Source organism: Mesorhizobium sp. M7A.F.Ca.CA.002.09.1.1 (genome assembly GCF_003998555.1).
GTDB lineage: Bacteria > Pseudomonadota > Alphaproteobacteria > Rhizobiales > Rhizobiaceae > Mesorhizobium > Mesorhizobium ciceri.
On record NZ_RZRR01000490.1, the window covers coordinates 1 to 4,208 of the forward strand.

Sequence of the window (4,208 nt, forward strand, 5' to 3'; positions counted from 1 at the left end):
AGGCTGGGTGGTGCACCACGCGTTTGACCTCCGCCTGGCCACTCGGCGCGGGCTTCTCCTGACTTCCGATCGAGGCGGGGTACGTCGCAAGCACTTTGCCGGAAGGGTCAAGCACCCGAACCTGGCGAGCGCTCTTGTCGACCTCGACGCTCGCGATGTCTTGCGGCGGATCACCTCGGGTGACAGCTGGCACGAGCAGCTTTTGCCCCGCCCTCCTGAAGCCGATGCCGGGATTGAGCCGTTCAAGCAGTTGCTCGCTGATGTGGAAGCGCTCCGCCATCTTTTCCAGGGCATTGTGGTAGGCCAGCCTGGGCAGGCGGGCCATCCTCTCCATGCGCGCCGGAATTCGCCTGGTGAACGGCCCATGCACATCCTTGCGTGTCAAATCGTAGGTCTCAATCGCGGGGCGCGAGGAGGTCGCGACCAGCTTGTCCCATGTCTCGCGGGTGAGCTTGCCGTCGGCAGGCAATCCGTTGGCCGCTTGGAACGCACTGACTGCCCGGGTGAAGTTCTCTGCCTTGCGGCCATCGATCAGGCCTGGCGAGAAGCGTGCACGATCCAGGAGGATTTGCGCCTTCAGCACGGTCGCACTGACGCCTTTCGCTTCGCTGCCGTCAAATTGGGCGTTGTTGACGGCGGCCGCGTCCAGTTTTGCCGCCGCCGTTGCATCGCATGCGATGACGAGCATGGCGACCGCGACAAGAACGAGCCTGATCATGGAGGTCACACTCCCGTATGGGCACCTGCTTCTATGACGTCGCACGGCCGATCTGGTTCCATTTCCTGCAGTTGCGTCCGACTGCCGAGTGCCGTGCGCGCAGTGAACCCGGACCAGGAGCACCCGGCGGTGGCGCGGGTGCATTGTTGATAAGGGTCCGCCATCATCAAGATGAATGGCGACTCCCGTCAGCGCATGTGTTGGCTTCAGAACCGCAGAGACCGGAGCGACAACGGGCCAACGCCCGATTGAGTCCGTCTCCACAGGCTCGGTGACCGAGGAGAGCCAGGATGCAATTTCCTGCCCAGAAGAACAAAGGACCGGCTCAACCAGCCGAGGATGAGCGCCAGGCACGGCTTGAGAAAACAGCCAGGCTCAAGCAGCTTCGCTCCTATGCTTCCTGGCTTTCGTCTGACCCAAACGCCCAACTTCACGATGAGATAGACTGCTCCGTGCTGATCGAAGGCGTGGGACGACGCAGCATGGAGCCTTGGCTGATCGGCAGGTGACATACCCGGGCGGCGAGGTTTCCACCGCCAACGACGATCTGGCCGACAATTTGTTTGGCTAAAGCAGTTCACCGTTTCACGGAGACGGCGACCCGCTCTAACTCCTTGTTTTGACGCAATTCCGGACGGAAAACCGTTTCACACTTTTCCTGGAATTGCTCTAGCCGATCGGCCGCAACAGTGGCGACAGGCAGACTTCGCGTCAGTGACAGCAGCCTTGCTGCGCGCTCGTCCTGCACAGGCAGGGCGGCACCGACAGCCAGCGAAGCTTGCGCCGGGTTGCTGAGGAAGCGCCGCTCGGGCGCAATGCCTTTCAGATGCCGATGGAGCTCTTCGCGCTCACGTTCAGCCTCAGCGAAATGCTTGAGCGTCGCATGCGCCACACCCTTGGCGTAGCGCTGCATGGCCGCCGTCAGCACATAGAGGCCCGGCTCCTCGGTGATCGGTTCGTCGATGATCTCCTGCCAGCGGCCGAAGCGCACCTGCACATGCGATTTCATCGCATGGTAGCCTTCCACCGTCTGCGTGAGCTTTGGCCGGCCCTGGATGGCGACCACGTCGCGCGCGACCAGGCTGCGCACCCTGTCGGCGGCCCACAGTGCAGACTGGTGCTGGCCCGACAACATGCAGGTGAACATCATCAGATGCAGATCGTGGCAGCAGCCGAGCAAATAATAGGTCGGCTCGTCGGCATAGGCGAGATAGAGGTCGTTGGCGCGCACCGCCTTTTCGCTGGCGCGTTTTGCTTTCTCATACTCGCCGCACAGCACATAGATGTGCCCCGGCATGTGGTTCATATGCCCGGCATCGGGGCACATCTCGCCGAGCAGATCCGCTGACCGCATGCCGCGCTCCGGCATGGTGGACATTTCCAGGAGATGGATGTGCAGGTGGACGATCGCCGGATGTTGTGCTGCGCCGGCCTCATCGGCAAGCCGGATCGACCGCTCGCAGACGTCGAGCGCCTCGACGACATCGGAATTCGGCGCCGGCGCGCCGGTCTTGAGGTTCCACAGCCGCCGCACCGTGCGCATCATCAGTGCTTCGACCAGCAGTGCCATCACATCATGGTCATCGGGAAAGTCCCGATACACAAGCCGCATCGCGGCGGCATAGGCGTCATCCCAACGTTCGAATTCCTCCAGGCTCACCCGGTGTGGCTTCTGGAAGCGGGCGGCCAGCGCCTCGATCAGCCGCTTCTCGATCTCACTGGCGGAAGCCGCATTGGCCCTGGCCAGTTGGACATGCTCGAAGCAGCGTTTGGTCGCGCTGTCGGCCTCGGCCTCGCCATGCTCCTTCCAGGTCAGATTGTAGAAAGGTCCAGCGGCATAGGCGATGCCCCAGTGAACCATCGCGCAGTGAGGATCCGTCTCCAGCGCCTTCTCAAAACACTTGATGCCTTCCTCATGGTTGAAGCCGTAGCACCAGTTAAGGCCAATATCGAACCAACGCTGGGTTTCTGTCGAGCGAGTGGAGATGGGGCGGCGGTAGGTGCCGAGGTCGAAGCGGTCCATGTCGTCTCATTTCAATTCTGATTGCCAGCGAGCCAGCTCTGGTCAGACTCCTTCGCCATCAATGTGTGCCGAAACTGGCAGGCATGGCAAACGCAACGAGTGCCATCGCTGCTTGCATTGGAGACTATCGCCGCCCTTAGCCGGTCTCTTCGGGCACCGTTTCATTTTGCCAGCCGGCTAGCTCAGGCAGGTCGTCAAGCCAGCTTTTCTCGGTCATCAAGGCATCGCCGGCCTGCGGAGCAGCCTCGGTGGCGTTTTGAATGAGCCAGTCCATCCACTTCCGATAGGCAGCCGGGGTCAACTCGGGCGGCAGCACCTTGGCCTTGGCCAGCATGCGTTTGCGGAAACTCACCTGCCTGCGGAGTTTCGTCGTCGTGAATTTGATGGTCTTGCCTTGATATTCGACCGTCCAGCGCCCGTCGCCGTGGCTGGCGAGCCTGTCGATGGCGAAGCCGCTATCCACCGGCCTATCCCGCCAAGGAAGCTCGACGGCATTCTTCCTCAGATCGACTGCCCATCGCCTGTAGTTGGTCCCGGCACGCTGGGGCGGCAGCACCCCTGTCTGTTCGAGCATTTTCCTGCGGAAGGTCGGCTGCTTCTTAAGCTGGCCTGTCGTCAGCTCGATGCGATGCCCGCGGAATTCGACGTGCCAGCGGATCCTGCCATTGCCGAAATACTTGACCAGCCTGTCGATGACGAATTCGTCGTCGGAGAGCGTCACGCAGCCTTGGCTGATGCGTTCGAGAAGGAATCGGCTGTCACTGACCATTACGCGTTTGCTCCATGCTCCTCGATGTAGCAGAGGCCGGGTGCCGGGAGTGGAGCGCGACCGGAATCGGCCTCGGCTTCATCGAAGGAAATCACGCAGCCGAAGCGGCCTACAGGAAGGCAGGGTAAGTGACGACACGGCGCGCGATGCGGCGAACGCCGGAATAAATATGCCGGCTCGTTGGATCGACTGGTGTTGCGGCGGTGTCTTGAATTTCACGCTTGGCGCGTTCGACGGGGTCGCTGGTACAGCACTCCACTCGCTTAATCTGGTGCCATCTGGCAATTGGGGCCAATCCATTTATTTGCCGAAGTATCGAGTTCATTGTCCATGTCGGAGGCGCTGCATACAGGATACCGATCATCACCGCGCCGAGCCATACTTAAGGACTTATACCGGCGAAGGAGTGCATCGTGATCTTGGGGCTGTTGGCCTTGTCGCTGCGACGAAAGCTTCATCATGCAATTGGCAAAAGCATCCGTGCCTTGTTTAAAACCAAAGCCGGTACACTGCGCCTTGTCTTCCGCAGTCTGGGTTTGACTGGCATTCCCCTTGTCTGTCGTGCAGCCAACCAAGAAAGTAACGAACATCAGAAATCCGATGAAGACCAAAGCGCGCATTCCGTTCTTCCTTCGATAATTTCGATCCTTTGACGATCCTATAAATGTCACCCCGCCGCAACCCACCATAGCTGGAAT

General features: G+C 60.6%; 5 protein-coding genes. 1 reads left to right on the forward strand and 4 read right to left on the reverse strand.

The genetic code is table 11. From position 1 onward, the window contains the following. Positions 1 to 718, reverse strand: a 718-nt coding sequence (locus tag EN994_RS20360; protein WP_127307758.1) for a L,D-transpeptidase family protein, incomplete at its 3' end; no start/stop codon positions are given. Between the two features lie 290 nt (positions 719 to 1,008). Between EN994_RS20360 and EN994_RS20365 the strand changes: the two genes are divergently transcribed. After that, positions 1,009 to 1,227, forward strand: coding sequence for a hypothetical protein (locus EN994_RS20365; RefSeq protein WP_013532292.1), 219 nt, complete (start codon positions 1,009 to 1,011; stop codon positions 1,225 to 1,227). Positions 1,228 to 1,295: 68 nt separating this feature from the next. Here the strand turns inward: EN994_RS20365 and EN994_RS20370 are convergent, their stop codons facing one another. The 3 genes from EN994_RS20370 to EN994_RS20380 all read right to left on the reverse strand — a co-directional run. Next, positions 1,296 to 2,741: a hypothetical protein gene (locus EN994_RS20370; RefSeq protein ID WP_244514292.1), complete on the reverse strand. Its 1,446-nt coding sequence runs from the start codon at positions 2,739 to 2,741 to the stop codon at positions 1,296 to 1,298. 136 nt (positions 2,742 to 2,877) lie between these two features. Next, a complete protein-coding gene (locus EN994_RS20375) occupies positions 2,878 to 3,510 on the reverse strand; it encodes a hypothetical protein (protein WP_063167747.1) in 633 nt (210 codons plus the stop codon). A 263-nt stretch (positions 3,511 to 3,773) separates the two neighbouring features. After that, positions 3,774 to 4,208: hypothetical protein (locus EN994_RS20380; RefSeq protein ID WP_206530430.1), on the reverse strand; the 435-nt coding region annotated here is incomplete at its 5' end.

Bases quoted from the DNA above. Each gene is read 5' to 3' on its own strand.
- EN994_RS20365 (WP_013532292.1), top strand. From the start codon at position 1,009: ATGCAATTTCCTGCCCAGAAGAACAAAGGACCGGCTCAACCAGCCGAG.
- EN994_RS20370 (WP_244514292.1), bottom strand. From the start codon at position 2,741: ATGGACCGCTTCGACCTCGGCACCTACCGCCGCCCCATCTCCACTCGC.
- EN994_RS20375 (WP_063167747.1), bottom strand. From the start codon at position 3,510: ATGGTCAGTGACAGCCGATTCCTTCTCGAACGCATCAGCCAAGGCTGC.